The organism is Stenotrophomonas sp. SMYL86 (assembly GCF_036320025.1).
GTDB classification, from domain to species: domain Bacteria; phylum Pseudomonadota; class Gammaproteobacteria; order Xanthomonadales; family Xanthomonadaceae; genus Stenotrophomonas; species Stenotrophomonas maltophilia_A.
The window spans coordinates 40,144-65,022 of record NZ_JAWIRU010000008.1 but is presented as its reverse complement, the minus strand read 5'-3'; the positions used below and the strand labels follow the sequence as shown (position 1 = coordinate 65,022).

19 protein-coding genes are annotated in these 24,879 nt (G+C 65.6%); 8 read left to right on the top strand and 11 right to left on the bottom strand.

Going from position 1 to position 24,879, the window contains the following annotated elements; all coding sequences use genetic code 11:
* From gyrB to dnaA, 4 genes are all read right to left on the bottom strand, one after another.
* Entirely contained in the window at nucleotides 1-2,460 is a 2,460-nt protein-coding gene (gene gyrB, locus V3B64_RS10725; protein WP_032128508.1) for a DNA topoisomerase (ATP-hydrolyzing) subunit B, read from the bottom strand.
* A gap of 112 nt (nucleotides 2,461-2,572) precedes the next feature.
* Nucleotides 2,573-3,667, bottom strand: a complete 1,095-nt coding sequence (gene recF / locus V3B64_RS10720) for a DNA replication/repair protein RecF (RefSeq protein WP_032128507.1) — start codon at nucleotides 3,665-3,667, stop codon at nucleotides 2,573-2,575.
* 991 nt (nucleotides 3,668-4,658) lie between these two features.
* The gene (gene dnaN / locus V3B64_RS10715; RefSeq protein WP_005411731.1) at nucleotides 4,659-5,759 is read right to left on the bottom strand and encodes a DNA polymerase III subunit beta; all 1,101 of its coding nucleotides are present in this window, start codon (nucleotides 5,757-5,759) and stop codon (nucleotides 4,659-4,661) included.
* A gap of 275 nt (nucleotides 5,760-6,034) precedes the next feature.
* Nucleotides 6,035-7,366: a chromosomal replication initiator protein DnaA gene (gene dnaA / locus V3B64_RS10710; protein WP_005411730.1), complete on the bottom strand. Its 1,332-nt coding sequence runs from the start codon at nucleotides 7,364-7,366 to the stop codon at nucleotides 6,035-6,037.
* Between the two features lie 255 nt (nucleotides 7,367-7,621).
* On the opposite strand from dnaA, the gene rpmH reads away from it, so the two are divergent.
* From rpmH to V3B64_RS10680, 6 genes are all read left to right on the top strand, one after another.
* Nucleotides 7,622-7,762 carry a 50S ribosomal protein L34 gene (rpmH, locus tag V3B64_RS10705; protein ID WP_005411729.1) on the top strand — a complete coding sequence of 47 codons (141 nt, stop codon included), beginning with the start codon at nucleotides 7,622-7,624 and terminating at the stop codon, nucleotides 7,760-7,762.
* A 5-nt stretch (nucleotides 7,763-7,767) separates the two neighbouring features.
* Nucleotides 7,768-8,262: a ribonuclease P protein component gene (rnpA, locus tag V3B64_RS10700; RefSeq protein ID WP_072168770.1), complete on the top strand. Its 495-nt coding sequence runs from the start codon at nucleotides 7,768-7,770 to the stop codon at nucleotides 8,260-8,262.
* Complete coding sequence (yidC, locus tag V3B64_RS10695; protein ID WP_049399025.1) at nucleotides 8,262-9,977, top strand: membrane protein insertase YidC; 1,716 nt, start codon at nucleotides 8,262-8,264, stop codon at nucleotides 9,975-9,977. The genes rnpA and yidC overlap by 1 nt, the downstream gene beginning before the upstream one ends.
* Before the next feature lie 115 nt (nucleotides 9,978-10,092).
* Nucleotides 10,093-12,765, top strand: coding sequence for a polysaccharide deacetylase family protein (locus tag V3B64_RS10690; RefSeq protein ID WP_329914123.1), 2,673 nt, complete (start codon nucleotides 10,093-10,095; stop codon nucleotides 12,763-12,765).
* Nucleotides 12,766-12,768: 3 nt separating this feature from the next.
* On the top strand, nucleotides 12,769-14,118 hold the full coding sequence (gene mnmE / locus V3B64_RS10685) for a tRNA uridine-5-carboxymethylaminomethyl(34) synthesis GTPase MnmE (RefSeq protein WP_329914122.1): 1,350 nt from the start codon (nucleotides 12,769-12,771) through the stop codon (nucleotides 14,116-14,118).
* 248 nt (nucleotides 14,119-14,366) lie between these two features.
* Nucleotides 14,367-15,482 (top strand): glycerophosphodiester phosphodiesterase, encoded by a 1,116-nt coding sequence (locus V3B64_RS10680; protein WP_329914121.1) that lies wholly within the window; start codon nucleotides 14,367-14,369, stop codon nucleotides 15,480-15,482.
* Between the two features lie 145 nt (nucleotides 15,483-15,627).
* Here the strand turns inward: V3B64_RS10680 and V3B64_RS10675 are convergent, their stop codons facing one another.
* Together V3B64_RS10675 and V3B64_RS10670 are read right to left on the bottom strand one after the other, a co-directional pair.
* On the bottom strand, nucleotides 15,628-16,398 hold the full coding sequence (locus tag V3B64_RS10675) for a rhomboid family intramembrane serine protease (protein WP_329914120.1): 771 nt from the start codon (nucleotides 16,396-16,398) through the stop codon (nucleotides 15,628-15,630).
* A 106-nt stretch (nucleotides 16,399-16,504) separates the two neighbouring features.
* Nucleotides 16,505-17,467 (bottom strand): TerC family protein, encoded by a 963-nt coding sequence (locus tag V3B64_RS10670; protein WP_032128501.1) that lies wholly within the window; start codon nucleotides 17,465-17,467, stop codon nucleotides 16,505-16,507.
* Between the two features lie 365 nt (nucleotides 17,468-17,832).
* Between V3B64_RS10670 and V3B64_RS10665 the strand changes: the two genes are divergently transcribed.
* Together V3B64_RS10665 and V3B64_RS10660 are read left to right on the top strand one after the other, a co-directional pair.
* Nucleotides 17,833-19,002 (top strand): class I SAM-dependent rRNA methyltransferase, encoded by a 1,170-nt coding sequence (locus V3B64_RS10665; protein ID WP_049400342.1) that lies wholly within the window; start codon nucleotides 17,833-17,835, stop codon nucleotides 19,000-19,002.
* Between the two features lie 178 nt (nucleotides 19,003-19,180).
* Nucleotides 19,181-20,422, top strand: coding sequence for a dipeptidase (locus tag V3B64_RS10660; protein ID WP_329914119.1), 1,242 nt, complete (start codon nucleotides 19,181-19,183; stop codon nucleotides 20,420-20,422).
* Between the two features lie 92 nt (nucleotides 20,423-20,514).
* Here V3B64_RS10660 and V3B64_RS10655 read toward each other — a convergent pair whose 3' ends face one another.
* The 5 genes from V3B64_RS10655 to V3B64_RS10635 form a co-directional block, all read right to left on the bottom strand.
* Nucleotides 20,515-21,942 (bottom strand): amino acid permease, encoded by a 1,428-nt coding sequence (locus V3B64_RS10655; RefSeq protein WP_107432535.1) that lies wholly within the window; start codon nucleotides 21,940-21,942, stop codon nucleotides 20,515-20,517.
* 177 nt (nucleotides 21,943-22,119) lie between these two features.
* Nucleotides 22,120-22,809, bottom strand: coding sequence for a suppressor of fused domain protein (locus tag V3B64_RS10650; RefSeq protein WP_329914118.1), 690 nt, complete (start codon nucleotides 22,807-22,809; stop codon nucleotides 22,120-22,122).
* 5 nt (nucleotides 22,810-22,814) lie between these two features.
* Nucleotides 22,815-23,222, bottom strand: a complete 408-nt coding sequence (locus V3B64_RS10645) for a hypothetical protein (RefSeq protein WP_329894051.1) — start codon at nucleotides 23,220-23,222, stop codon at nucleotides 22,815-22,817.
* 17 nt (nucleotides 23,223-23,239) lie between these two features.
* Nucleotides 23,240-23,869: a leucine efflux protein LeuE gene (gene leuE, locus V3B64_RS10640; RefSeq protein ID WP_005411716.1), complete on the bottom strand. Its 630-nt coding sequence runs from the start codon at nucleotides 23,867-23,869 to the stop codon at nucleotides 23,240-23,242.
* A 15-nt stretch (nucleotides 23,870-23,884) separates the two neighbouring features.
* Nucleotides 23,885-24,856 carry a LysR substrate-binding domain-containing protein gene (locus V3B64_RS10635; RefSeq protein ID WP_329914117.1) on the bottom strand — a complete coding sequence of 324 codons (972 nt, stop codon included), beginning with the start codon at nucleotides 24,854-24,856 and terminating at the stop codon, nucleotides 23,885-23,887.
* Between the last annotated feature and the right edge of the window lie 23 nt (nucleotides 24,857-24,879).

Below are 24,879 nucleotides of genomic sequence, written 5' to 3'. Positions count from 1 at the left end.
TCAGATATCCAGGTTTGCGACCTTCAGCGCGTTGTCTTCGATGAAGTCGCGACGCGGTTCGACGACATCGCCCATCAGCGTGCTGAAAATCTGGTCGGCAGCGACAGCATCTTCGATGCGCACCTGCAGCAGTCGACGGGTTTCCGGATTCACCGTGGTGTCCCACAACTGCTCCGGATTCATTTCACCCAGACCCTTGAATCGCTGGATCTGGCGGCCGCGCTTGGCCTCCTCGAGCAGCCAGTTCTGTGCCTTGGCAAAGCTGTCGACTTCGATCGACTTGGCACCGCGGGAAATGGTCGCGCCTTCGCGGACCAGACCGTGCAGCAGCTTCGATGCCTGGTGGATTGCGCGCAGTTCGCCGCTTTCGAAGGCCGACATCGGCAGCACCTGGATGTGCTGTTCGCCCATGTGGCGACGGGTCACCAGCACAGCGGCCGGGCGCTCATCGTTGGCGTCCTGCAGCTCCAGCGTGAAACGCGGGCTGCCCAGGCTGCCCTGGTTGAGACGCTTGGCCAGTGCATCCAGGCCCTCGCCTTCGCCGGCAGCGCGCAGGCTTTCCAGGTCCATCGGGACGAAGTCGACCAGCGCTTCAAGCAGGTTGCGGTCGTAGCGGTGTGCGTTGCGCTCGATCGAATCCAGCGCCGCCGCGTAGGCCAGCAGCAGCTTCTCCAGCGCCAGGCCTTCGATGCCGGGCTCGCCGGTGGCCGGCACCAGTGCAGCATTTTCCACTGCGCTGCTGGCCAGGTAGCTGTCCAGCGCCGGGTCGTCCTTCAGGTACAGCTCCTGCTTGCCCTGCTTGATCTTGTACAGCGGCGGCAGGCCGATGTAGACGTAACCGCGCTCGATCAGCTCCGGCATCTGACGGTAGAAGAACGTCAGCAGCAGGGTGCGGATGTGGGCACCGTCGACGTCGGCGTCGGTCATGATGATGATCTTGTGGTAACGCAGCTTGTCCGGGTTGTACTCGTCACGGCCGATGCCGGTGCCCAGCGCGGTGATCAGCGTACCCACCTGGTCGGAGGACAGCATGCGGTCGAAACGCGCGCGTTCCACGTTGAGGATCTTGCCGCGCAGCGGCAGCACCGCCTGGTTCTTGCGGTTGCGGCCCTGCTTGGCCGAACCACCTGCCGAGTCACCCTCGACGATGAACAGTTCGGACAGCGCCGGATCCTTTTCCTGGCAGTCGGCCAGCTTGCCCGGCAGGCCAGCGATGTCCAGCGCGCCCTTGCGGCGGGTCAGGTCGCGGGCCTTGCGCGCGGCTTCACGTGCACGTGCGGCATCGACGATCTTGCCGGCGATCGCCTTGGCTTCGTTCGGGTTTTCCTGCAGGAACTCTTCCAGGCGCGCACCGAAGGCGTTTTCCACCGCCGGGCGCACGTCGGAGCTGACCAGCTTTTCCTTGGTCTGGCTGGAGAAGCTCGGGTCCGGCACCTTCACCGACAGCACTGCGATCATGCCTTCGCGCATGTCATCGCCGGTCAGGTTGATCTTGGCCTGCTTGGCGATGCCGTTCTGCTCGATGTAGTTGTTCAGCACACGGGTCAGCGCACCGCGGAAACCGGCCAGGTGGGTACCGCCGTCCTTCTGCGGAATGTTGTTGGTGAAGCAGTACATCGTCTCCTGGTAGGAGTCGGTCCACTGCAGCGCCACGTCCACGACGATGCCGTTGTGCTCGCCGGTGACTGAAATGACGTTCGGGTGCAGCGGGGTCTTCAGCTGGGCCAGATGCTCCACGAAGCTGCGGATGCCGCCTTCGTAGTGGAAGTCATCGCGACGGCCGTCGCCACGCTCGTCGGCAAGGACGATCTTGACGCCGGAGTTCAGGAACGACAGCTCGCGCAGGCGGCGGGCCAGGATGTCGTAGTGGAATTCCACGTTGTCGTGGAAGGCGACGGTCGACGGCCAGAAGCGCACGGTGGTACCGCGCTTGGTGGTGGCTTCCAGCTTGGCCAGCGCAGTCACGGCTGCGCCGTTGCTGAATTCCTGCTGGTAGTGGGAGCCATTCTGGAACACGTCCACCAGCAGCTTCTGCGACAGCGCGTTGACCACGCTGACGCCGACGCCGTGCAGGCCGCCCGAAACCTTGTAGCTGTTGTCGTCGAACTTGCCGCCTGCGTGCAGGACGGTCATGACCACTTCGGCCGCAGACACTTCGCGACCGAGCTTGGCGCTCATCTGCTCGTGCTTGCCGGTCGGAATACCACGGCCGTTGTCGGACACCGAGACCGAGCCGTCGGCGTGGATCGTCACTGCAACGTGGTCGGCGTGGCCGGCCAACGCTTCGTCGATCGAGTTGTCGACGACCTCGAACACCATGTGGTGCAGACCGGTGCCGTCATGCACGTCGCCGATGTACATGCCGGGACGCTTGCGGACAGCCTCCAGGCCTTCCAGGGCGGTAATGCTGTTGGCGTCGTAATTGCCGTTGTTTGCCGGGGTGTTCTGTTCGTCGCTCATTGCGCTTGCCGTAGGCTCCGCAGGTCGGGCACCGCTTGGGGCGATGCGCCGAGAATGAAAGGATTCCAACCCGAATTATACCAGCCGGGGTCGAGCGGCCCTGGTGTGCCCACTATGGCACAGCCACGATCTGTGCATGTTCCACGTGGAACCGGGCGATGTGGGTCAGTTCCTGCAGCGCCGCCGGGGTTTCGGTGGCGGTGATGAAGATCTGTGCCGGCCCATTGAGCAGGCGCTCCAGTACCCGCGCCTGATGGGTGCGATCCAGCTCCGAGGCCAGATCGTCCAATGCGATCACCGGCCATTCGCCTCGCTGTTCCGCATAGTCCTCCGCCTGTGCCAACAGGCACGCCAACGCCGTCAGCTTGGCCTGGCCGCGGGACAGCGCATCACGACCTGGAATGCTGTGGAAATCCACACTCCAGTCCGCGCGGTGCGGGCCCACCGAGGTATACCCGGCCTGCCGGTCACGTTCCCGGGCCAGAAGCAGGGCATCGGCCAAGGGAAGCTCGTGCCGCCGCCAACCGGGGCTCAGCTCCAATCCCTGGATACCGAGCTGTGGAGCGAGGCTGGCGGCCAAGGCGACCGTGCGCTGCTGCAGACGCTCCAGGTAGTGCTGGCGGCGGCTGGTCAGTGGTTCTCCTGCCTCGGCCAGCTCGTGATCCCAGGTATCGAGCATCCGCGACGGCCCGCCCTGCTTGAGCAGGGCATTGCGCTGCTTCAGCGCCCGGGAGTAGCGACGCCACAGGGACAGAAAATCCGGTTCCACGTGGAACAAGCCCCAATCGAGGAAGCGGCGGCGGGGTTCACCACCACCACTGACCAGTGCATGGCTCCCGGGCTCGAACGTCACCACGGCCAGCGCTGCGCAGAGATTACCCAGCTGTGCGACATCCTCGCCGTCCAGTCGCCCCTTCCAGTCCTGACCACTGTGGCGCAGGCCGGCTTTTCGGCGGTGGGGCGGGTGATGGGCACGCTGTTCGTCCCATTCCACGAAGATTTCCAGCGCTTCCTGGCCCTGGCGTACCAGACCGTCGCGCACCCGGCCACGGAAGCTGCGGCCATAGGCCATCAAGTGCAGAGCTTCGAGCACGCTGGTCTTGCCGGCACCGTTGTCGCCGGTCAGCAGGTTCAATCCCGGCTGGGGCGACAGGTCCACCGCACTGAAACGACGCAGTTGATGCAAGGCGAGGCGGCGGATCTGCATGGGGCGCGAAAGACCATCCGCACAAGGCGGTAGAGGGGCAGGGAATCCATCAGCTTACTGCATCGGTCAAGCCAGCCGTGCCGCGCCAGACATCGCCACTGTGCTGAAGCTTCCGTCTGGCAACCCTACGCGTGTTCCACGTGGTGGCGCTCCCTCACGTGGGCTCGCCTGGGTCTGGATACGCCCGGGAATCCTTGAATTCTGAGCGGCGGCGCAGGGTACCGGCCCTCAGATTTCAGCGATTTCAGCCTCATTCCGCGAGCATCGCCAGGTGCCCCGACGGTGGTTTGCGCGAACACCGCGCAGATTTCTTGAAATCTACGATGCGATGCCCTGGAGGGTTCCACAGATTTCAAGGAATTCGAGCCCGCCGTTTCACACTGTCCACAGCAGGTCTGTATGACTTATACACAAGGTATGGGCAAACTGTGGATAAAAAAGCCCTTTTGCCCGACCTGCGAAACTATCCACAGGTTCCCCCCCAGCCTGAGGGGCCTCTATACAGGGGGTTTCAGGTGCATAAATCTTTTCAAAATCAAATAGATAATGCATTTCTCCACGAAATCTGGACCTACCATCACCACCATGCTTTAGATTTATACCCAGATTTAGAAGCTAGGCCGGCCCCAATCCGACCCCAACGAGACCTGTGGACAGTGGCGTCTGCAGATGAAGCAACCGCAGCGTTGCGTCCCACGATCTGCTTCACCCCTCCGGCAAGTTCGGGGAACGTGCATCAGGCTGAAGACCCAGAGCGGCATACTCGATCGAAAGCGGCTGGACAGCGCCCACGCTCACAACCTGGATTCCAATCGCTCAGCACCGATTGCATCGGAAGGGCAGCCAGGATCAATCGGCAACCAGCAATCTCAAGGAAGGCATTCACCCATACCTGGAGATCCGGCCATCGCGATGCTCCACGTGGAACCTGCAAAAAAAACGCCCGGGAAGATCCCGGGCGTCGTTCGGTTCCACGTGGAACACGCTTCTGTCAGAGACGCAGCGGCATCACCACATGGCGCGACTTCTCGCTGCTGGACTCACGCACCAGTGCCGAGGAGTTGGAGTCGCGCAGCTGGATGATGACTTCCTCGTCGCGCAGGGCAGACAGGGCATCCAGCAGGTAGTTCACGTTGAAGCCGATGGCCAGATCGCTGACCGTGGTGTCGGCTTCGATCTCTTCCTGGGCTTCTTCCTGTTCCGGGTTGTGCGCGCTGATCTTCAGGTTGCCCGGCGAGACTTCCACGCGGATGCCGCGGTACTTCTCGTTGGACAGGATTGCGGCACGCTGCAGCGAGGCACGCAGTGCTTCGCGATCAACCTTCACTTCGCGGTCGGCACCGATCGGAATCACCGCTTCGTAATCCGGGAAACGGCCGTCGATCAGCTTCGAGGTGAAGGTGACATCGTCGCGCTTGACGCGGACGTGGCTGCGGCCGACTTCCAGCTCGATCTCGCGATCGCCGCTCTCCAGCAGGCGCTGCAGTTCGGTCACGCCCTTGCGCGGCACGATGATCTGGCGCTTGGAACCACTGGGCTTGGCCAGGTCGGTTTCACACAGCGCCAGGCGGTGGCCGTCGGTGGCGACGGTACGCAGCGCATCGCCGCGCAGATCGAACAGCAGGCCGTTGAGGTAGTAGCGCACGTCCTGCTGGGCCATCGCGAACGCGGTGCGTTCGATCAGTTCCTTCAGGGTCGCTTCGCCGATGGCCACGCGCTCGGTGGCTTCCACTTCGTCAACCGACGGGAAGTCGTTGGAGGGCAGGGTGGCCAGGGTGAAGCGGCTGCGGCCGGCCTGCACGGTGATCTTGTCACCGGTCTGCGAGACGGTGATCCGGCTGCCGTCGGGCAGGGCACGGATGATCTCGAACAGCTTGCGGGCGGGGATGGTGGTTTCGCCGTCCTGGGCATCTTCAACCGCGATCCGCGACACCATCTCCACTTCCAGGTCGGTACCGGTCAGCGACAGCTGGCCGTTCTGCACCTGGACCAGGAAATTGGCCAGAACCGGAAGGGTCTGGCGGCGTTCGACCACGTTGACGACCTGTGCCAACGGCTTGAGAAAGGCTTCGCGCTGCAGTGTGAAACGCATGTGGTTCCGTGCCCCTATGCTTTAAAAAATGTGGAATAAATCAAAAGCTTGGTGGTGCTGGTAGAGACAGAATCGCTGGAAAACAATGCTAAGTCTTTGTAAATAAAAGAATTTCAGACATCGAAACCCTCTGTATTACCGACCCCCAGGGGGTGGGGAAAGCTGTGGATAAATCCAGCGCGATTTCAGACGCCATTTTTATCCACAACGTGTCCCGCGCTTGCTACCGGATTCTGCACCGTTTTGTGCGATGACGCCTCATCGGCATCCGTGCATCATTCGCTCAGCTTCCGGATCAGCTTGTCCCAGTCCTCGCGGAGCTTGCCGTCGGTTTCCATCAGGGTCCGGATCTGGCGGCAGGCATGCAGCACCGTGGTGTGGTCGCGACCGGCAAAGGCGTCGCCGATCTCGGGCAGGCTGTGCTCGGTCAGTTCCTTGGTCAGGGCCATGGCGACCTGGCGGGGGCGGGCCAGCGAGCGGGTCCGACGCTTCGACAGCAGATCCTTGATCTGCAGGCCGTAGTAGTCGGCAACGGTTTTCTGGATGTTGGGAATGCTGATCGCCTGCTGCTGGGCGCGCAGCAGATCGCGCAGGGTTTCCTGGGCGAACTCGGTGGTGATCGCGCGGCCGGTGAAATTGGCGCGGGCGGTCAGGGTATTGAGCGCACCTTCGAGGTCGCGCACGTTGGAGCGCATCTTCTTGGCGATCAGGAACGCAACATCATCGGGAATCTCTGCACCGCGTTCGCGTGCCTTGGCCAGCACGATCGCAGCGCGGGTCTCGAAGTCCGGCGGTTCGATCGCGACCGACAGGCCCCAGGCAAGCCGCGACTTCAGGCGTGCTTCCAGGCCTTCAACCTCGCGCGGATAGCGGTCGCAGGTCAGGATGATCTGCTGCTTGCCATCGAACAACGCGTTGAAGGTGTGGAAGAACTCTTCCTGGGTGCGGTCCTTGCCGGCGAAGAACTGGATGTCATCGATCAGCAGCGCGTCCACCTGCTGGAACTGGCGCTTGAACTGATCCATGGTCTTTTCCTGCAGAGCCCGGATCATCGCGCTGAAGAACTGTTCCGAACGCAGGTACAGCACCTTCGCACCCGGATTGGCCTGGCGCATGGCATTGCCGGCGGCGAACATCAGGTGGGTCTTGCCCAGGCCCGTGCCTCCGTACAGCAGCAGCGGGTTGTGCGCGCGGTCGCCCGGCTTCTGCGCTGCCTGGAAGGCGGCGGCCAGGCCCAGCTGGTTGCTGCGGCCTTCGACGAAGTTGGCGAACGTGTAGTGATTGTCCAGGTTGCCGGCAAACGGCACCTGCGGTTCGCTGGACACATGCGCCGACGGCGTGGAAACCGGCGCGTTCTGCGCCTCCACGGGACGCGGGCGCGAGCCGATTTCAAGAAAAACGTCGCTGAAACCGGCGAAATGGGCCAGCAGTTCGCGGATCCGGGCCAGGTACAGCTCGCGGACCTGGTCGACGATGAAGGCATTCGGTGCATACAGCACCAGGCTGTCCACGCGCAGATCGGCCTGCAGCGGCTTCAACCAGGTATGAACGTCTTCCGGCGGGAACTCCGCTTCGAGGCGCTCGAGACTACGGGACCAAGCATCCATCAGCAATAATCGTCCGGTGGCCGGGGCATGGACGCGACAAGGCGCCCAAACACAGGCCGGAAAGGGGGGAAATGGATGGCTCAGACTACCACCGAGCGCCCGCCTTCGGAATGCTTGTCCCCTACTTATTCACAAAAACATCCACAGCTATTGCACAGCCCAGTGAATTCGCGTAGCTGCCAGGGGTTGACTTGGGGCGGGGTACCTCTCTAGAATTTCCGGTTCTTTCCGTCCCATTCATACGAGAGGCCCCCAATGGCCACGAAGCGCACCTACCAGCCCAGCAACCTCAAGCGTAAGCGCGACCACGGCTTCCGTGCCCGTATGAAGACCGCTGACGGCCGCAAGATCCTGTCGCGTCGCCGCGCCAAGGGCCGCAAAGTCCTGAGCGCCTGATTGCCATGCCGCACCCCGCGGCAGACGCAATCCCTTCGACAGTGAATACTGCAGACCCGCGCAAGCGATTCCCTCGCTCTGCGCGGGTTCGCACGCGTGCCGAATACTCAACGGTCTTCAACGGCGCCCGCCGTGTGTCCGATCCGCTGATGACCCTGCACTGGCTGCCGGCTGACCGGCCGGCCAGGCTGGGTCTGGCGGTTTCCCGCAAGGTTGATCCGAACGCCGTTGGGCGTAACCGGATCAAGCGCGTCCTGCGCGACATCCTGCGTCAGACACGTACCGACATCCAGCCAGGCGACTTCGTCGTCGTGGCTCGTAGTGCTGCGCGTTCCGCCAGCAACGACGAGATCCGCCAGGCCTTCCTGCGCCTGCTGCGTCGCCTGCGTGCATTGCCCGCGCCGGGCGTGGACGGCACAATGCCGCCGCCTGATGGCATCGCAACTCCTTCTTTGACCGAGCCGGCATCGCGTCCCGGCCCCGCCGAGCCTGTCCGCTGATGAACCAGACCCGCGTATTCCTCATTTTTGCCTGGCTGATGGTGGCCGTGCTGCTGTGGATGGAGTGGAGCCGTGAAAAGGCTGCTCCGACCCCGGCACCGACGACCACGTCGGCCCCGGCCGCCGCACAGAGCGTTCCGGGCGCAACCCCGGGCGCCATCCCCAGCGCCCAGGTGCCGGGTGCCCCCGGCCAGGCCGCCGTGCAGGCCCAGGCCAGCGCCACCCCGGCCAGCCAGCGCGTGACCGTCACCACCGACGTGCTGCGCCTGGTGCTCGACGGCGGCCGCGTGCTCGATGCCGAGCTGCTGCAGTTCCCGCAGACCAAGGACGAAGGCAGCCCGCCGGTCCGCCTGCTGACCGAAGACCCCGCGCACCCGTACAGCGCGATCAGTGGCTGGGCCAGCGAAGACAAGAACACCCCGGTCCCCGGCGCCGACGGCTTCAAGCTGGTCGGTGACACCAAGGACTTCGTGCTGGCCAAGGGCCAGAACGAGCTGCAGATCCCGTTCGTGTGGACCGCCGACAACGGCGTGACCATCAAGCGCACGCTGACCGTCTCGCGCAACGAGTATGCCGTGCGCTTCAAGGATGAAGTCAGCAACGCCGGCGCCGCGCCGTGGAACGGCTACGTCTACCGCACCCTGGACCGCACCCCGACCATCCTGTCGCGGAGCATGACCAACCCGGATTCCTTCAGCTTCAACGGTGCCACCTGGTACGACAACGACAAGAAGTACCAGCGTCGTGCGTTCAAGGACTACCTGGAAGACGGCACGCTGAACCAGAACATCACCGGCGGCTGGCTGGCGATGCTGCAGCACCACTTCTTCACCGCCTGGATCCCGCAGAAGGACCAGACCGCACACTACGTGCTGTCGCAGGTGGCCGGTCGTGACCTGATCGAAGCGCGTGGCCCGGCCTTCACCGTGGCCCCGGGCCAGTCCACCAGCACCGAAGCCCGCCTGTGGGTCGGCCCGAAGCTGGTCAACCTGATTGCCAAGGAAGACGTGCCGGGCCTGGACCGCGTGGTCGACTACAGCCGCTTCTCGATGATGGCGGTGATCGGCCAGGGCCTGTTCTGGGTGCTGAACCAGGTGCACAAGCTGGTCGGCAACTGGGGCTGGGCGATCGTCGGCCTGGTGGTGCTGCTGAAGCTGGTGCTGTACCCGCTGTCGGCGACCCAGTACAAGAGCGGCGCCAAGATGCGTCGTTTCCAGCCGCGCATCGCGCAGCTGAAGGAACGCTATGGCGATGACCGCCAGAAGTTCCAGACCGCGATGATGGAGCTGTACAAGAAAGAAAAGATCAATCCGATGGGCGGCTGCCTGCCGATCCTCATCCAGATGCCGATCTTCTTCGCCCTGTACTGGGTGCTGGTGGAATCGGTCGAACTGCGCCAGGCGCCCTGGTTCGGCTGGATCCAGGACCTGACCGCACGCGACCCGTACTTCATCCTGCCGGTGATCAACGTGGCGGTGATGTGGTTCACGCAGAAGCTGACCCCGGCACCGGGCATGGACCCGATGCAGCAGAAGATGATGCAGTTCATGCCGCTGGTGTTCGGCGTCATGATGGCCTTCATGCCGTCCGGCCTGGTTCTGTACTGGGTGGTCAACGGCGGCCTGGGCCTGCTGCAGCAGTGGTGGATGACCAAGCGCCATGGCGGCGAGCCGGTCCCGGCCACCACCGCCCCGGCCCCGGTCAAGAAAAAGTAATCGGTAGAGCCGGCCGCTAGCCGGCTGACCCCAGCAGAAGCCCGCCGCAAGGCGGGCTTTTCGCATGCGGCGTTAGAATCGCCGGCACACCGTTCCTCCATCCATCGAGTCCGCCATGCCGCGTGCGTCGTCGTTCCGCCTGTTCCTGCCCTCGCTGTTGTTGACCCTGGTCGTTGCCGGCTGTGGCGACAAAGACGCGAAGGCACCGGTAACCGGCGTGACCCAGCCCAGCGCGCAGGCCGCGGCCGCCGCCGACCCGGCCGCCGCGCCGTTGCTGGCTGCGCTGCAGAAGCAGCTCGACGGTTACCGTCGGATCATCGTGCTGCTGGCCGACGAAGAACAGCAGTCGGCCGCCGACCGCGGCACCTCCACGCGTGTGGGCCAGCAGCTGTTCCATGATGGCCTGGAACAACGTACGGCCATCGCCGCGCAGTTCGACACCCTGCTGCGCGGTTCCAGTCCGCAGCGCTTCGCCACCCTGGGTACCGTGCTGGACTACATCGAGTCCGCGCCGGAACTGTTCGATGCCGACCGCCTGGCCTTCCGCGAAGTGCTGCGTGATCTGCATGAGCGCGTCGGTACCGATTCGTCGCTGCCGGCGGTGAAGCTGCACCAGCGCATCGGCGAGGACCTGGAGGCGCTCGACGAGATCGAACGCAACTACAACCAGGAACTAACCCGCATCTTCAGCCGCTTCGAGCGCACCCGCGCCATCGAGCTGAAGCGCGAGAAGTGGGACGATTACATCGCGCACCTGCACAAGGACTACAGCCGCGAAGCGATCCTGCGCGACTACGGGGTGATCGAGCCGTACCCGATGTCCATGAAGGACAGCGACCGCGAAATCTTCGGCCGCGACCTGCCGGCCAAGACCGTGGTGCTGACCTTCGACGATGGCCCGCACAAGGCCTACACCGATGAAGTGGTGGCCATCCTCAAGCGCTACGACGTGCCGGGCGTGTTCTTCGAAGTGGGCCGAAACCTGGGCAAGGTCGAGGCCGATGGCAAGGTCAGCCTGGGCCCGATGGCGAAGATCAGCCGCAACCTGATGGAGGAGGGCTACGCTGTGGGCAACCACAGCCTGACCCATGCCCAGCTGTCGCGCACCACCGGCGATGCGCTGCGCCAGCAGGTACTCGACACCGACACGCTGCTGAAGGACGTCGACAGCAAGCGCGCGCCGCTGTTCCGCTTCCCGTATGGCGCGCGTAATGCTGAAGGCCTGCAGCTGCTCAACGAAGCCGGCCTGAAGTCGATCATGTGGAACATCGACTCGATGGACTGGGCCGACCCGGTACCGGAGTCGATCGTGCAGCGCGTGCTCGACCAGGTGAACAAGGAACAGCGCGGCATCATCCTGTTCCACGACATCCACGATCGTGCGGTGAAGGCGCTGCCGCAGATCCTCGACCGGCTGATCGCCGATGGCTACCAGTTCGCCGGCTGGAATGGCCGAGACTTCACCGTCGCCCGTGCGCGAAAGGGCGACGCCGGTGCCGCCACCGTCACCACCGGCTACGAGAAGTCGTGGGCGATCGTGGTCGGCATCGACACCTACGCCAAGTGGCCGAAGCTGGAATACGCCAGCCATGATGCTCAGGCAGTGGCCGATACCTTGACCGGGCAGTTCGGCTTCCCGTCCTCGCAGGTGATCGTGCTGAAGAACGAGCAGGCCACCCGCAACAACATCCTGGCCGCCTTCCACGACCGCCTGGCCGACGACCGCACCGGTAAGAACGATCGCGTGTTCGTGTTCTTCGCCGGTCATGGCGCGACCCGCCAGCTCGCCTCCGGGCGCGACCTCGGCTACATCATTCCGGTCGATTCGGATCCGAAGGAATTTGCCACCGACGCGATCGCGATGACCGACATCCAGAACATCGCCGAAAGCATGCAGGCCAAGCATGTGATGTTCGTGATGGATGCCTGCTACAGCGGCCTGGGCCTGACCCGTGGCGGTCCCTCGTCGTCGTCGTTCCTGCGCGAGAACGCGCGACGCAGTGCGCGGCAGATGCTGACCGCCGGTGGTGCCGACCAGCAGGTGGCCGATGCCGGCCCGAACGGCCATTCGGTGTTCACCTGGGTGCTGCTGCAGGCGTTGGCCGGCAAGGGCGACCTCAACGGCGACGGCCTGATCACCGGTACCGAACTGGCCGCCTACGTGGCGCCGGCGGTCTCGGCGGTCTCGCACCAGACCCCGGCCTTCGGCAGCCTGCCCGGCTCGCAGGGCGGCGAGTTCGTGTTCCAGGTGCCGGACAGCCAGGAATTCCTCAACGCCGATACGCGCCAGCTGACCGCCGATGCGATCGCGCTGAACAACAAGGTGGATGCGGCCAGCGAGGCCAAGGGCAGCCAGGCACCGGTAACCGTGGCCGACCTGCAGGGTGGCAAGGCCAAGCTGGTGGTGCCCACCGCCGGCCCGGCGTCCGACCGCCAGCGCGCGCAGCAGGCCAATGACCGTGGCCTGCAGCTGTACCGCGAGAAGCAGTACGACGAAGCGGTAGCCCAGTTCACCGAGGCGCTGAAGCTGCGCCCGGACTTCGCCCAGGCCGCCAACAACCTCGGCTTCGTCTACTACCGCCAGCAGCGCTATGCCGAAGCGGCGCGCTGGCTGGAGAACACACTGAAGATCGACCCCTCGCGCGCCGTGGCCTATCTCAACCTGGGCGACGCCTACTTCAACGCCGGCGACAAGGCCAAGGCCAAACAGGCCTACACCACCTACCTGGCGCTGCAGCCGCAGGGCAGCGGCGCGGCCCAGGCGCGTGCGCAGCTGGAGAAACTCTGAGCCATGAACGACGCGATCCACACCGACACCATCGTGGCCATCGCCAGTGCGCCCGGCGCCGGCGGTGTCGGCCTGCTGCGCCTGTCCGGCCCGCGCGCTGCAGCGATTGCCAATGCGCTGGGTGCACCTGCACTGCGTCCGCGCCACGCGCACTACGCGCGCCTGCGTGATGCCGACGGCGAGGTCATCGACGATGGCATCGTGCTGTGGTTCCCGGCACCGAACAGCTTCACCGGCGAAGAGGTGGTGGAGCTGCAGGGCCATGGCAGCCCGGTGCTGCTGCAGCAACTGGTCGCGCGCTGCATCGCGCTCGGTGCGCGTCAGGCGCGCCCGGGTGAGTTCAGCGAACGCGCGTTCCTCAACGGCAAGCTCGACCTGGCCCAGGCTGAGGCCATCGCCGACCTGATCGCCGCGGGTGACAACCGCGCCGCACGCGCTGCACGCCGTTCGCTGGACGGCGTGTTCTCCCGCCGCATCGACGCGGTGGTCGAGCAGTTGGTGCTGCTGCGCATCCATGTGGAAGCAGCGATCGACTTCGCCGACGAACCGCTGGATACGCTTGGTGGGGCACAGGTGCGGCGTGGCCTGGAGCAGGCGCGCGGCGATCTTGCCCTGCTGCGGCGGGATGCCGAGCGCGGCCGCCGCCTGCGCGATGGCCTGCATGCGGTGCTGATCGGGCCGCCGAATGCCGGCAAGAGTTCATTGCTCAATGCGCTGGCCGGCAGCGAACGCGCCATCGTCACCGACATCGCCGGCACCACCCGCGACACCCTGCGCGAAACCATCCGCCTGGACGGCCTGGAGCTGACCCTGGTCGACACCGCCGGCCTGCGCGACGGCGGCGATGCCATCGAACGCGAAGGCATGCGCCGCGCGCACGTGGAAATCGAACGCACCGACCTGGCGCTGATCGTGCTGGATGCGCGCGATCCAGCGGCCGGCGAAGCGGCGCTGGGCGATGCCGTGGCGGCGGTGCCGCACAAGGTCTACATCCACAACAAGTCGGATCTGCTGACGGCGCTGCCGACGCTGGACGATCCGGATCGGGTGTTCGTTTCGGCGGCCACCGGCGCCGGACTCGAAGATCTGCATGCGCGCCTGCGTTCGATTGCCTCGGCCGGGGCAGGCGAGCAGGTGGACGGCGAGTTCTCCGCACGCACGCGCCATGTGGATGCGATCGAGCGCGCGCAGGAACATGCGCAGCGCGCCGATGGTGAGCTGGCGCATGAGCACCTGGAACTGGCCGCCGAGGAACTGCGGCTGGCGCATGACGCGCTGGGTGAGATCACTGGGCAGATGAGTGCCGATGACCTGCTGGGAAGGATCTTCTCCAGCTTCTGCATCGGCAAGTAAGGTCGGGGCCAGATCCCCGAAGGGATCTCTGACCCCGTCATCGATCAATCGCGCGGCTCATGCTCTGGCAGGCGCCAACCTTCGCTCTGGTAGGTGCCAACCTTGGTTGGCACAGGGCGTCCGGGGTCATGGACGCCGGCTGGCAGAGCGCCGACCAAGGTCGGCGACTACCGGATCCATGGGGTCCCCCGCCTGTCACATTGCCGCCGCATACTGGCGCCCATCACATACCGCTTGGGGAAGTCGCAGTGAAGTCGTGGGGTTGTGCGTTGCTGTTGTCGCTGGCCGTGGCACCATCGGTGGCCATGAGTGCTGAATCCTCCACCCCGGCCACGCACAAGGTGTCGGTCTATGGCCACCGCGGGGCAAGCGCACTGCTGCCCGAGCACACCTTGGCGGCCTACGCGCAGGCCATCGCCGATGGCGCCGACTACATCGAACCGGACCTGGTGATGACCAAGGACGGGGTGATGGTGGCCCGCCACGAGAACGAGATCAGTGGCACCACCGATGTCGCCTCGCATCCGGAATTCGCCAGCCGCCGCACCAGCAAGGTCATCGACGGGCAGAAGGTCGATGGCTGGTTCACCGAAGACTTCACCCTGGCCGAGCTGAAGACGCTGTACGCGCGTGAGCGCCTGCCGGAACTGCGCAGCACCGCCTACGATGGCCAGTTCCGCATCGCCAGCCTCGACGAGATCCTGGCCTTCCTGGTGCAACAGGCCGGCCGCGCCAACCGCGGCATCGGCCTGGTGCCGGAGATCAAGCATCCGACCTACTTCCAGTCGATCGGCCTGCCGATGGAAGACAAGCTCCTGACCGCGCTGCGCGGCAACGCCTATACCAACGTGGGCCCGGTCACCATCCAGTCGTTCGAGACCGCCAACCTGCGCTACCTGCGCGGCAAGATCGGGCGGGGCAGCAACATCCGCCTGCTGCAGCTGCTGTGGAAAGGCGATACCCAGCCGGCCGACATCGCCAAGGCCGGTGGCACGCTGACCTACGCGCAGATGATGACGCCGGCCGGACTGAAGGACATTGCCAGCTACGCCGACAGCATCGGCCCGGAGCTGCGCTCGATCATTCCGCTGGACGCCAAGGGTGCACTGGGGACACCGACCACGCTGGTACAGGACGCACATGCAGTGGGCCTGATGGTGATTCCGTATACCTTCCGCCCGGAGAACCATTTCCAGGCCAGCAACCTGCGCAAGGGCGCCGACAACGCGCGCAATGCCGAGGGGTCAATTGCCGAGATGCGCGCCTACCTGGCCACCGGCATCGATGCCTTCTTCACCGACGACCCGGCACTGGGCCGGCAGGCGGTGGATGGCATGGGCGAGGCGGGGAATGCGGCGAACTGACCGGCCAATGCCGCCGGGCATGGCCCGGCGCTACCGGATGTGACGGAATGCTCTGGTAGTTGCCAACCTTGGTTGGCATGCAGCGGGAGCGCCGACCAAGGTCGGCCACTACCGGGTCATGAAGGTGCCGGACCCCGTCACCCGATCAACCGCGCGGCTCGTCCGGCCGGCGGAACGGGATCACCACGTAGTCCTGGCCCTCGCGCGGCTGCCACAGCACCGGCACGCGCTGCGGTGACGGCGGCTCCAGCTCGTCGTCGGCCAGCGGTTCGACGTCTTCTTCTTCGTCTTCCCAGCTGTAGCGCGGGCGCGGCGGCAGCGGGTCGGCGTTGCGGAACAGCAGCGCAGCGATGATGCCGGCGAAGGCGCCGCCCATGTGCGACTGCCAGGACACACCATCGGCGTGCGGCAGGATGGTCATCAGCATGCCGCCGTAGAACAGCATGCCGATCAGGCCGGTGGCGATGGCCGCGCGGTCGCGGCGCAGCAGGCCCAGGCTGGCCAGCAGGAACATCAGGCCGTGGGTCACGCCGCTGGCGCCCAGGTGCACGCTGCCCGGATTGCCCAGCATCCACGCACCGATGCCCGAGCCCAGCCACAGCAGGGGCAGGGCGCGCACGGTGGCTTTCGGGTAGACGCTGCCGGCCAGCGTGCCGAGGATCAGGATCGCGATGCTGTTGGCGGCGATGTGCTCGACCGAGGCATGCAGCATCGGGCCGCCGATCAGGCCAAGCAGGCCCTTGGCTTCCAGCGGCGCGACCGCCCACGGTCGCCAATCGAACGTGCCCTGCAGGGCGAACACGGCCACCAGCACCAGCACGGCGGCCAGGCTGACATTGAACGCCCGCAGGATGCGCGAGCGGTCATTGCGGGGTGCCGGCGCGTCGCCGGCGGGCAGGGGCGCGTTGTTGTTCATACCTCAGCAATGGCGGTGGTTGGCGCGAAACCAAGGCCACCGCTGCGGGAGAGTGGAAACGGCCGGCGGGACAATCCCACCGGCCGCGCCATCCAGCGGGTCAGGCTCAGGCCTGGCCTTCGCCTTCCTTCGGCGGGTACTTCAGGCTCAACACCACGGTAGCGGCGATGATCACCGCCACCACGCCCAGCGAGATCGGGGTCGGGATCTTGAACAGGTCGATGATCATCATCTTGATGCCGATGAAGCCCAGCACCAGCGCCAGACCATACGGCAACAGGTGGAAGCGGTCGGCCATGCCGGCCAGCAGGAAGAACATCGCGCGCAGGCCCAGCACCGCGAACACGTTGGAAGTGAGCACGATGAACGGGTCGGTGGTGATGGCGAAGATCGCCGGGATGCTGTCCACCGCGAAGATCACGTCGGTGACCGCGATCAGGATCAGCACCGCGAACAGCGGGGTGAACCAACGCACGCCGTCGCGCTTCACGCTCATCGCGTTGCCGGCGTAATCCGGCAGCAGGCGCAGGTGCTTGCGCATCCAGCGCAGGGCGGGGTTGGCCTCCAGGTCCGGCTCCTGGCCGGCGGCGAACCACATCTTCCAGCCGGTGAACAGCAGGAAGGCGCCGAACACGTAGAGCAGCCAATGGAACTGGGTGATCAGCACGCTGCCGGCGAAGATCATGATCGTACGCAGCACGATCGCGCCCAGGATGCCGATGATCAGCACCTTCTGGCGCTGCTCCTCCGGCACCGCGAAGTAGCTCATGATCATCAGGAAGACAAAGATGTTGTCGACCGCCAGCGCCTTCTCGACCAGGTAACCGGTCAGGAATTCGAGGCCGACCTTGTTGGCCACCACCTGGCCCGCGGTCTCATTCAGGTAGTACCAGAGGCCCGCATTGAACAGCAGGGCCAGCGCGACCCAGCCGATGGACCACCACAGGGCCTCCTTGAAGGTGACCTTGTGCGGCCCACCATGGCGCATCAACACGAGGTCGACCAGCAGGGCGATGACCACCACCGCTGCGAAGCCGCCCCACAACCACACGTTACCGATCGTCTGCATTGGGAATGTCCGTTGGAAAGATGAATGCCAGGCCGGACGGCGAGGATCTGCAACGGAGGATCGGGAGGGGGATCCAGGGACAGAGCTTCGCCAGTACGGCGAAGGTCTCGCTCGCAGTTCCAGTCGGCTGGAACTGCCGTTGCACCGGAGCCTGCGGGCTCGAAATGACGGCGACAACGTCTGGGAGCTACTCCCCTTCTGGCGCCGATTCTGCGGCCTGGCCGGGCTGCCGTCAAATGCCGGGTGGCCGGGGCCCCCGCCCTGGTAGATGCCAACCTTGGTTGGCACGCCTTGCCCGGGCCGTTCAGCAACGCCCGTCGCGCCAGCTCGACTCTACGAAAGCGCCCCCCGGCTACAATAGGTGGATGAATACCCCCCTTCCGATTGTCCGCCTCAAGAATGCGTGGCGTTCCAGCCACCCGTGGATCTTCCAGAAACTGGTCGAGAAGCCGACCGTCCGGCCCAAGCCCGGTTCCATCGTCGACGTGGTCGGCGTGGACGGGGAGTTCATCGGCCGCGGGTTCTACAACGGGCACTCGCGCATTGCCGTGCGCATCCTCGAAACCGACCAGAACGTGCCGGTGGATGCCGGCTGGTTCTCGCGCAAGATCGCCCAGGCGGTGTCGCTGCGCCGTGAGGTGCTGAAGCTCGACGCGGTGTCCGACGCCTGGCGCGTGGTGCACAGCGAGGGCGATGGCCTGTCCGGCCTGGTGGTGGACCGCTACGGCGACCTGGTGGTGGTCGAATTCTTCGCCGCCGGCATGTTCCGCCACCGCGAGTGGATCTACGACGCTCTGCGCGAGCAGTTCCCGGGCTGCCGCTTCCACAGCTTTGCCGACGAGCACGTGCAGAAGCAGGAAAGCTTCGACTTCCACGGCAACACCACCACCGAAGCGGCGGTGATCACCGAGTACGGCATCAAGTTCCGCGCTGACCCGGCCGGTGCGCACAAGACCGGCTTCTTTGCCGACCAGCGCGAGAACCGCGAGTGGCTGAGCCAGCAGGTGGAAGGCAAGAGCGTGCTCGACCTGTGCTGCAACACCGGCGGTTTCGCCGTGTACGCGGCGGCGCGTGGTGCCACTGAAGTGGTCGGCATCGACATCGATGAAGACGTCATCCAGATCGCCAAGGGCAATTCGCGCCTGAACAACGTGCGCCCGAAGTTCGTCCAGTCCGACATCTTCCCGTGGCTGCGCGACGCCGCCAACCGCGGTGAGCAGTACGACGTGGTGATCCTGGACCCGGCGAAGATGACCCGCGACCGCGACCAGGTCATCACCGCGCTGAAGAAGTACCTGGACATGAACAAGCTGGCGCTGGGCGTGGTCAAGCCGGGTGGCCTGTTCGCCACGTTCTCCTGCACCGGCCTGGTGGCCGAGGACCAGTTCCTCGACATGCTGCGCCGCGCGGCCTATTTCTCCGGCCGCACGATCCAGATCCTGAAGGTGGCCGGCGCCGGTCCGGACCATCCGTTCATGGCCCACGTGCAGGAATCGCGTTACCTCAAGGCCGTGTTCTGCCGCGTGGTGGACTGACGGTCCGCTTCTGCGTTCGCCGGGCATGAATCATGTCCACTGCCCGGCGGTCAACTTTCCGCGCATTGCGATGCGTTCGTGAAAGTGGCGCCCCATTGATGAGGGGGCGCAGCTCGACTCTACAAATCCGCGGTCCGCAGCGCTATGGTCGGGCTCTTCCCATTGCCGGTGAGAGCCCATGCCATCGTTGCGCCACCTGTCCGTCGTGCTTGCCCTGGCGCTGTGCGCGCCGCTGTCGGCTCATGCCATCGAGTTCAGCGCACAGGAGCTGGCGCGCGCCAAGGCCCTGCAGCAGCGCCTGGTCACCCTCGACAGCCACCTGGATACGCCGGCCAATTTCGGCCGAACCGGCTTCGACATCGAGCAGCGTCACGACCGCAACGCGCTTTCGCAGGTCGACTACCCGCGCATGGTCGAAGGTGCGCTGGACGGCGGTTTCTGGGCGATCTACACCGATCAGGGCGACCGCAGCCCCGCCGCGCACCTCGCCGAGCGTGACCATGGCCTGCAGCGGCTGCTGGAGATCCGCGAAATGCTGGCGGCCAACCCCGAGCGCTTCGCGCTGGCATTGACCGCCGATGACGCGGCGCGGATCAAGGCCGCCGGCAAGCGCGTGGTCTACATCAGCATGGAAAACGCCAGCCCGCTGGTGGAAGACCCGAGCCTGCTGTCGTTCTACCACCGCGCCGGCCTGCGCCTGCTCAGCACCGTGCACTTCGCCAACAACGAGTTTGCCGATTCGGCCACCGACCCCAACGGGGCGGAGTGGAAAGGCCTGAGCCCGGCCGGCAAGGACCTGGTGCGGCAGGCGGTGAAGCTGGGCATCGTGATCGACCAGTCACATGCCTCGGATGCGGTGTTCGACGACCTGCTGGCGATGATGCCGGTGCCGTTCGTGCTCTCGCACAGCTCGGCCAAGGCGGTCTACGACCATCCGCGCAATCTGGATGACGCGCGCCTGCGCAGGCTGGCCAAGGCCGGCGGTGTGATCCAGGTGAACGCCTATGGTGGCTACCTGATCGACACCGCAAAGACGCCCGAGCGCAAGCAGGCCGAGGAAGCGCTGAGCAAGCAGCTGGGTGGCTGGGAAGGCATGGGCATCGAACAGGGCGTTGCCCTGCTGAAGGCCGAGCAGGCGCTGGACCACGAGCACCCGGTGCGCCATGCCAGCCTCGACGACTTCTTCGCCCACTTCGAGCACATCCTCAAGGTGGTCGGCCCCGAGCACGTGGGCATCGGCCTGGACTGGGATGGCGGCGGTGGCCTGAGTGACCTGCCCGATGTCAGCCAGCTGCCAAAGATCACCGCGTGGCTGCTGCGCAAGGGCTATACCGAGAAGCAGATTGCCGGCATCTGGGGCGGCAACCTGCTGCGGGTGATGCGCCAGGCGCAGGACTACGCTGCAAAGCAGGGCGGTTGACCGCCCTGCGGTAGTGCCGGCCGCTGGCCGGCATTGCCCGTATCAACAGGATGCGAGGTGCCGGCCAGCGGCCGGCACTACCGGTGATCCGGTTATTTCGCGATCAGCGCGTGGCGACGGCTGTACAGGAAGTACAGCACCAGGCCGGCCACGTTCCACAGCAGGAAATACAGCTGGGTGGTGTGCGGCAGGCTGAGGAACAGGTAGATGCAGCCCAGCGCGGCCAGCGGGCCGACCACGAAGGCCAGCGGCGTGCGGAACGTGCGCTCGCGGTTCGGCTCGCGCAGGCGCAGCACCACCAGGCAGATGCCCACGGCGGTGAACGCGGCCAGGGTGCCGGCATTGGCCAGCGCCGCGATCTCGTCCAGGCGTGCCACGCCGGCCAGCGCCGACACCACCACCGCGGTGAACAGCGTGGTCGCCACCGGCGTGCCGGTACGTGCGTTGACCTTGGACAGGCCACGCGGCAGCAGGCCATCGCGGCTCATCACGAAGAAGATGCGGCTCTGGCCGTACAGGAAGGCCAGCAGTACGGTCGGCAGCGCGATGATCGCGATCACGCCGATCACCATCGCCGCGGTCGGATGGCCCAGCTGGCGCATGATCAGGGCCAGCGGCTCGGCGCTGTGGCCGAACACCGCGTAGCTCATCGCACCGACCGCGGCCAGCGCCACCAGCACGTAGACGATGGTGCAGCCGATCATCGAACCGATGATGCCGATCGACAGGTCGCGGCCGGGGTTCTTGGTTTCCTCGGCGGCGGTGGAGATCGCATCGAAGCCGTAGAAGGCGAAGAAGATGATCGCTGCCGCCGCCATTACGCCGTGTTCGACGCCATCAGGGCCCATCGACTTGGCAAAGCCATACGGCATGAACGGCTGCAGGTTGGCGCTGTCGAAGGCGGGCAGGGCCACGGCCACGAAGATGGCCAGCGCGATCAGCTTGAACACCACCAGGATGGCATTGAGGGTGGCGCTTTCCTTGGTGCCGGCCATCAGCATGCCGGCCACCAGCCAGGTGATGACGATCGCCGGCAGGTTGATCATGCCGCCTTCCACGTGCGGGCCGGCTGCGAGCCACGCTGGCAGGTGCACGTTCCAGCCGAACTGGGTGTGGACCCATTCGAGGAAGCCGACGAAGTAGCCGGACCAGCCCACCGCCACCGTACTCACCACCAGCGAGTACTCCAGGATCAGGCTCCAGCCCACCACCCAGGCAAACACTTCGCCCAGCGCGCTGTAGCTGTAGGTGTAGGCACTGCCGGCGGCCGGCATCATCGTCGACAGCTCGGCGTAGGACAGTGCCGCACAGGCACAGACCGCACCAGCGATGGCGAAGGAGATCAGCACCGCCGGGCCGGCCAGGTTGGCACCGACGCCGATCAGCGTGTAGATGCCGGTACCGACGATGGCGCCAATACCCAGCGCGATCAGGTGCGGCCAGCTGAGCGTCGGGATCAGGCGCCTGCCGGCTTCATGGACGGTGACGGAATCTAGGGACTTGCGCCGGAACAGGGACATGCAGGCCTCGGAAGGGGTGACTAAGAACGACAAGTTCCCGAGTGTGACCGAACGCAGCGCAGCATTACCACTGACGGGGGTCATGCGAGGGTCAGATGCGTCACCGGCGCGGCTGTACTCCGAGCATTCTGCCGGAATCGGCACAAATTCCGGCAGGATTCGAAATGATTCGATCCCTCAAGGCGAGCCGGGAGGCGCTTGAAGCGTGAGAGCAGGGGCCAGATCGATGCTGACCCGCTGCGGATCGACCACCGGCGCCGCACCTTGGGTTCTCAACTGGGCCACCAGCACTTCGAAGCCCTGGGCGCGGCCGAACGCATGCTCGTCCAGGGTCAATGGCAGCAGCTGCAGGAAGTCGAATCGTCCCGATGGCAGTTGCTGGGGTCCAGGAAAATGCAGTGACGGAACGAAGACGGCCGCCTGCAGCATGCTCCCTGCGTGATCCACCGGCCCCCCCAGCTTCAGCCGGTCCCATGGCGCCAACGGATTGCCGGGCATGCGTGAGTGGCACAGCAGCAGGTGGTACGCGGTGAACCAGCGCAAGGTGGTCAGCGCCCACGTCGCTTCATCCTGCGTCTCAAGCATCAGTTCGATGCCCAACCCCGAATCGCCATCTTCGTGCCGCCCTTCCCAGGGGTTGGACAGGCCGGAGCTGACATAGATCCAGTGCCTTCGATCACCGTGCGGAGGGCAGGCATTGACGCCGACATGCAGCCAGCGCGGGTCGATCTGGTCCTGCTTGAAGACGTTGCGCAGCAGATCCATGTCGATCGGATAGATCCCCGGCCCGGTATCGCCGAACAACCGCCGGTACAGCGTCTCCTCCCGATATTCCCAGCTGCGCTCCAGCAGGGTGTCGTCGTCCATGGTGCTCACTCGGCCACCTTGCCGGGCCAGCGGCAGCCGTCTTCCTGCCAGGCCTCGACGTCATCGTGGAAGGTGGTGCGACGTCCGTCGCGGCTACGCTCGTAGCTCAGGTCCAGCACCAGCGCGCCCTGCGTGCTCAGCAGGTAGCGGCCATTGAGGCGCCCGTTGATGCGCTCTTCCCAGACGCTGTCGAACTGGTAGGGGCGGTCTTCGGCCAGCACCGTGGTCTCCATCGAAACCCGGCGCAGCAGCAGGCGTTCGCGCTGCCCGGCATAGCGAACGTCGGCCTGGCCGTCATCCAGCCAACGCCATTCCAGATGGATGCCGTCATTGCGGCCGCCGCTCAGGCAGCGATGATCCTGCGCGGTGGCCGCCGGGGCGGTCGTGTTGGCCAGAAGCAGCAGGGCGCCCATCGCCGTCGACCAGGGTTTCATCCGTTCAGCCCCAACCGGATGCCGAACCCCACCAGGAACAGGCCGGCCACGCGGCGCAGCGCGTCGCTGATCCGCGGATGCTGGATCAGCCGGCGACGGGCCAGGTTGCCCACGCCGATCAGCATCGAGCAGTAGGCGATGCTGACCACCAGGATGATGCCGGCCAACGCCGCGAAGGTGGCGATGCCCTGGTGTGCCTTCGGATCGATGAACAACGGCAGGAAGGCCATGTAGAACAGGATCGCCTTCGGATTGAGCAGGCTGACCAGGATCGCCTGCTGGAAGTAGCGCCCCGGCTGCATGCGGATCGGACCGGCGTCGCCGCCCTCGTGCTTCGGCGTGCGCAGCAGGCTGATGCCGACCCACACCAGGTAGGCCGCACCCAGGTACTGCACCGCGTGGAACACCAGCGGGTTGGCCTTGAGCAGCGCCGCCACGCCCGCCAACGCCAGCCACATCAGGATCTGGTCGCCGACCAGCAGGCCGGCCAGCGCGGTATAGCCACCACGCACGCCGCCACGGCCGGTGGCGGTCAGCAGCGTGAAGGTGCCGGGGCCAGGCAGGGCGAGAAACACCAGCACAGCGACCAGAAATGTCCACAGGTCCTGGATGCCCATCCACGGCATGGCGGCGTTCTCTTGTTACGGGGGGCCGCCATTGTCGGCCAGTGCCGCCGTTGGCGACAGGGGGCGGGTGAGGCCAGTGGGCATGCCAGACAGCAGCGGTTGCAGGTGCTGGTGCAGCTGCGCATGCAGTTGCCGTACCGCTGGCGAGAACTGCTTGCGGTGCGGGCATACCAGCTGCAGCGGGATGCTGCTGCCAACACCATCGAGCAGCAGCTGCAGGCGCCCGGCCAGCACGTCCTCGCGCAGGTCCAGCCAGGACTTGTAAGTGATGCCTTCGCCGGCCACGGCCCAGCGTCGCACTACATCGGCGTCGTCGCAGACCAGCGGACCGCGCACCGGAATCACGCTGCGACGCCCGTCGACCTCGAATGACCAGCGATCGTAGGCGCGGCCGTTGAGTTGATAGACCAGGCAGTCGTGCTCGCGCAGATCCTCCAGGCGGGTGGGCGTGCCACGCCGCTGCAGGTAGCCGGGCGAGGCGGCCAGCACGCGTCGATTGCCTTCCAGCAGCGGCAGGGCGACGTAGTTGGCGTCGTCGAAGTGGCCGATGCGGATGGCCACGTCGACCGGGTCGCGGAATACATCGGCCACCTCGTCGGACAGGCGCAGGTGCAGGCGCAGCCGCGGGTGCGCAGCGCGGAAGGCGCTCAGCCAGGGCAGCAGCAGGTTGCGGCCGAGGTCCGAGGGCGCCGACAGCTGCAGGGTGCCGTGCAGCTCGGTGTCCTCGCCCTGCACGCGCGCCTGGCCCTCGCGCAGGGTGGCCAGTACCTCCTGCGCATACGGCAGGTACAGCGCACCCTCGCCGGTGAGGCGCAGGCTGCGGGTGGTGCGCACGAACAGGCGCAGGTCCAGCTCGCGTTCCAGCCGCGCCACCGCCGCGGCGACCTGTCCGGGCAGCAGGTCGGCCTCGCGCGCCGCCTGCGAGAAGCTGCCCAGTGCGGCAGTGCGGACGAACAGCTGCAGATCGTCGAAGCGGATCATCTTCATTGCCAGAGTGAAAGTGCTGCCCG

Coding starts and splice junctions, on each gene's coding strand:
- V3B64_RS10670 (WP_032128501.1), bottom strand. CDS start 17,467: ATGCAGACGATCGGTAACGTGTGGTTGTGGGGCGGCTTCGCAGCGGTG.
- rpmH (WP_005411729.1), top strand. CDS start 7,622: ATGGCCACGAAGCGCACCTACCAGCCCAGCAACCTCAAGCGTAAGCGC.
- leuE (WP_005411716.1), bottom strand. CDS start 23,869: ATGCCGTGGATGGGCATCCAGGACCTGTGGACATTTCTGGTCGCTGTG.
- yidC (WP_049399025.1), top strand. CDS start 8,262: ATGAACCAGACCCGCGTATTCCTCATTTTTGCCTGGCTGATGGTGGCC.
- dnaA (WP_005411730.1), bottom strand. CDS start 7,366: ATGGATGCTTGGTCCCGTAGTCTCGAGCGCCTCGAAGCGGAGTTCCCG.
- recF (WP_032128507.1), bottom strand. CDS start 3,667: ATGCAGATCCGCCGCCTCGCCTTGCATCAACTGCGTCGTTTCAGTGCG.
- V3B64_RS10660 (WP_329914119.1), top strand. CDS start 19,181: ATGCCATCGTTGCGCCACCTGTCCGTCGTGCTTGCCCTGGCGCTGTGC.
- V3B64_RS10645 (WP_329894051.1), bottom strand. CDS start 23,222: ATGGGCGCCCTGCTGCTTCTGGCCAACACGACCGCCCCGGCGGCCACC.
- gyrB (WP_032128508.1), bottom strand. CDS start 2,460: ATGAGCGACGAACAGAACACCCCGGCAAACAACGGCAATTACGACGCC.
- V3B64_RS10635 (WP_329914117.1), bottom strand. CDS start 24,856: ATGAAGATGATCCGCTTCGACGATCTGCAGCTGTTCGTCCGCACTGCC.
- mnmE (WP_329914122.1), top strand. CDS start 12,769: ATGAACGACGCGATCCACACCGACACCATCGTGGCCATCGCCAGTGCG.
- V3B64_RS10665 (WP_049400342.1), top strand. CDS start 17,833: ATGAATACCCCCCTTCCGATTGTCCGCCTCAAGAATGCGTGGCGTTCC.
- rnpA (WP_072168770.1), top strand. CDS start 7,768: ATGCCGCACCCCGCGGCAGACGCAATCCCTTCGACAGTGAATACTGCA.
- V3B64_RS10675 (WP_329914120.1), bottom strand. CDS start 16,398: ATGAACAACAACGCGCCCCTGCCCGCCGGCGACGCGCCGGCACCCCGC.
- dnaN (WP_005411731.1), bottom strand. CDS start 5,759: ATGCGTTTCACACTGCAGCGCGAAGCCTTTCTCAAGCCGTTGGCACAG.
- V3B64_RS10655 (WP_107432535.1), bottom strand. CDS start 21,942: ATGTCCCTGTTCCGGCGCAAGTCCCTAGATTCCGTCACCGTCCATGAA.
- V3B64_RS10650 (WP_329914118.1), bottom strand. CDS start 22,809: ATGGACGACGACACCCTGCTGGAGCGCAGCTGGGAATATCGGGAGGAG.
- V3B64_RS10690 (WP_329914123.1), top strand. CDS start 10,093: ATGCCGCGTGCGTCGTCGTTCCGCCTGTTCCTGCCCTCGCTGTTGTTG.